The sequence below is a fragment of the Amycolatopsis mediterranei genome (genome assembly GCF_026017845.1).
Classification (GTDB): domain Bacteria; phylum Actinomycetota; class Actinomycetes; order Mycobacteriales; family Pseudonocardiaceae; genus Amycolatopsis; species Amycolatopsis mediterranei.
Genome location: NZ_CP100416.1, coordinates 1,111,062 through 1,113,732 on the forward strand (window position 1 = coordinate 1,111,062; position 2,671 = coordinate 1,113,732).

Annotated in this window: 3 protein-coding genes; 2 read left to right on the plus strand and 1 reads right to left on the minus strand. The window is 72.1% G+C overall.

Annotated elements, in window-relative coordinates; translation table 11 throughout:
* Positions 1 to 180 precede the first annotated feature (180 nt).
* The gene (locus ISP_RS05385) at positions 181 to 825 is read right to left on the minus strand and encodes an O-methyltransferase (protein WP_013222974.1); all 645 of its coding nucleotides are present in this window, start codon (positions 823 to 825) and stop codon (positions 181 to 183) included.
* A gap of 190 nt (positions 826 to 1,015) precedes the next feature.
* On the opposite strand from ISP_RS05385, the gene sigE reads away from it, so the two are divergent.
* Together sigE and ISP_RS05395 are read left to right on the plus strand one after the other, a co-directional pair.
* Positions 1,016 to 1,627 carry an RNA polymerase sigma factor SigE gene (gene sigE, locus ISP_RS05390; RefSeq protein ID WP_013222975.1) on the plus strand — a complete coding sequence of 204 codons (612 nt, stop codon included), beginning with the start codon at positions 1,016 to 1,018 and terminating at the stop codon, positions 1,625 to 1,627.
* Entirely contained in the window at positions 1,624 to 2,274 is a 651-nt protein-coding gene (locus tag ISP_RS05395; protein WP_013222976.1) for an anti-sigma factor family protein, read from the plus strand. Before sigE ends, ISP_RS05395 begins: the two co-directional genes overlap by 4 nt.
* Positions 2,275 to 2,671: the final 397 nt, after the last annotated feature.

The window sequence follows — 2,671 nt, forward strand, 5'->3', positions numbered from 1 at the left end:
CGCCCGCAACACCACCCGAGCCCTCACCCTGCTCGGAATACCCACCTGACCAGCACAAAGACTTTGCCGGAGCCGTGACCCTCCCCGGGGGGCGTCCCACGTCCAGTCTACCGGCACCCACCGACGAAACCGCCGGCCGACGGCCAGTTGTCCACAGCTCGACCAGCCTGGGGACAACCCTCAGGTAGCCGCCGCGACCAGCAGCCCGCCGCCCACCGGCAGCAAGGCCGGGACCAGGCGTTCGTCCTCCCGGAACGCCCGTGCCACCTCGCGCAGGGCCAGGGTCTCGGGATCCCGGTGGGCCGGGTCGATCACCCGGCCGCCGGCGAGCACGTTGTGGAACGCGATGATCCCGCCGCGCCGCAGCAGCGAGACGCCCAGCTCGTAGCAGCCGGGGTACTCGATGTGCGCGGAATCGACGAACACCAGGTCGTAGCCGCCCGGCGTGAGCCGCTGCAGCACGTCCAGCGCGCGCCCGATGATCAGGCGGGTGCGGCCCGGTGCGAAGCCGGCCTCCCGGAACGTCGCGCGCGCCGCCCGCTGGTACTCCGGCTCCACGTCGATCGAGGTCAGCACGCCGTCGGGGGCCATCCCGCGCAGCAGGCTGAGCCCGCTCACCCCCGCGCCCGTGCCGACCTCGACCACGGCCTTCGCGCGCAGCGTCGCGGCCAGGAAGCGCAACGTCGCTCCCGCACCCGCGCTGAGCGGGGTGCAGCCCAGGTCCTCGGCCCGTGCCCGCGCCGAAGACAGCACCTCGTCGTCGGGCAGGTACCCGTCGACGAACCCGGAATCGGCCGGTGCGGCCGCAGGGGTGGGCGTGTTCACGCACGGAGGTTAGCGTTGGTTGTCGATAAATCCGCGCAGGCTCCCTGGTAAGCACCCGGGAAGAAGTTCTCAGCCTGCTCTCAGTCCAGTCTCACTAGAACCATAAGGAACCCGGAGAGACTGAAATCCGGACGCACGGGAACACCGTGACGAGGACCCGCGTTGGGTGGAGCAGACAGGAGAAACGCTGATGGAGGTGCCTGCTCCCGCGATGCAGAACGCCGTTGCCGACACCGGGGCCAAGCCCGTGACCTTGGACGAGGCGGCGTGGACGCCGCCGTCCTGGGACGAGGTCGTGCGCGAACACGGCGACCGCGTCTACCGGCTCGCCTACCGCCTGACCGGCAACGCCCACGACGCCGAGGACCTCACGCAGGAGACCTTCATCCGGGTCTTCCGCTCGCTCGCGTCCTACAAGCCCGGCACGTTCGAGGGCTGGCTGCACCGGATCACCACCAACCTGTTCTTGGACATGGCCCGCCGCCGCTCGCGCGTGCGGATGGAAGGCCTGCCCGAGGACACCGACCGCATCGTGGGCGACGACCCGAGCCCCGAGCAGGTCTACTCGGACACGCACCTGGACCCGGACCTGCAGGCGGCGCTCGACGAGCTGCCCCCGGAGTTCCGTGCCGCCGTGGTGCTGTGTGACGTCGAAGGGCTGTCGTACGAGGAGATCGGCGCGACGCTGAACGTCAAGCTGGGCACGGTCCGCAGCCGCATCCACCGCGGGCGTCAGGCGCTGCGCGCGTCGCTCGAGCGTCGTCGCGCTCACGCACCGCAGTCTGCGAAGGTGACGGTATGACCGCACCGCGAGGCTGGGCACTTCCCGAGTCGCACCTGCTGCCGGACGTCGTGGTGGCGTTCGTCGACGGCGAGCTTTCCCACGGCGCACGCGACCGCGCGGCGTCGCACATCACCCGCTGCCCGGCGTGCGCGGCGGAGGTGCGCGCCCAGCGCCAGACGATGGAGGCGATCCGCCACGCGGGCGCGCCGTCGATGTCGGCGGGCTTCCTCGCGAGTCTCCAGTCGATCCCGCAGCACACGGAGCTGCCGAGCACCCCGGACAACCTGGCGATCACGTCGGACGGCCAGCTGGTCGCGGTCCAGCGCCCCGACCGGGTCGCGGGCCTGCGTGATTCGGGCGTCCTGGGCGGGGTGGCACCGTTGGGATCATCGGCCCCGCTGGGCCACTCTTCGAACGTCCTCGGCGGCGGCCGTTTCAAGCGCCGTGCCGCACAGGGAGCGGGCGTGGTGGTATCGGGCCTGGTGCTGAGCGCACTGGCCCTGGTGGCCACCTCGGCGGACGGCGACGGATCCCCGGAGACGGGCGGCGGAGCCCCGCAGCCGGCGAACCTCCTGCCGGCCCAGATGGCGGTACCCCAGCAACCGGCCCCGGTCTCCACGCCGGCGAGTTCGACCCCGGCGGCGGTCCCGGCGGGCATCCGCTGAGAAAACTGCGAAGGCCGCTGCGAATCCCGTTCGCGGCGGCCTTCGGTGCGTCCGTCCCTGGTCCGGCAGCGGTGGGACTTGGCTGGCCAGCGCAGCCAGCTTTGGCTGCGGGGCCGGGTGGTCAAGCTCCAGCGCCTGATTCCCGGCTCGGCTGGAGGCGCGGCTTGCCCGAGGGCAAGCTTCGGCGCCCGGGTCGGACTTGGTCGGCCGGAGGTTCGTTTGGCCGGGCGGGGCGAGAGCCGGGTGGTTTGGCTTTAGCGCCCGAGCTGCGGCTAGCTCGGCTGGAGGCCGGATTGACTTCGCGGCCGCCAGCGCAGTCCCCGCCAGCGCAGTCCCCGCCAGCGCAGTCCCCGCCAGCGCAGTCCCCGCCAGCGCAGTCCCCGCCAGCGCAGTCCCC

Excerpts from the sequence above, each read along its gene's own strand:
- ISP_RS05395 (WP_013222976.1), top strand. The coding sequence starts at position 1,624 with ATGACCGCACCGCGAGGCTGGGCACTTCCCGAGTCGCACCTGCTGCCG.
- sigE (WP_013222975.1), top strand. The coding sequence starts at position 1,016 with ATGGAGGTGCCTGCTCCCGCGATGCAGAACGCCGTTGCCGACACCGGG.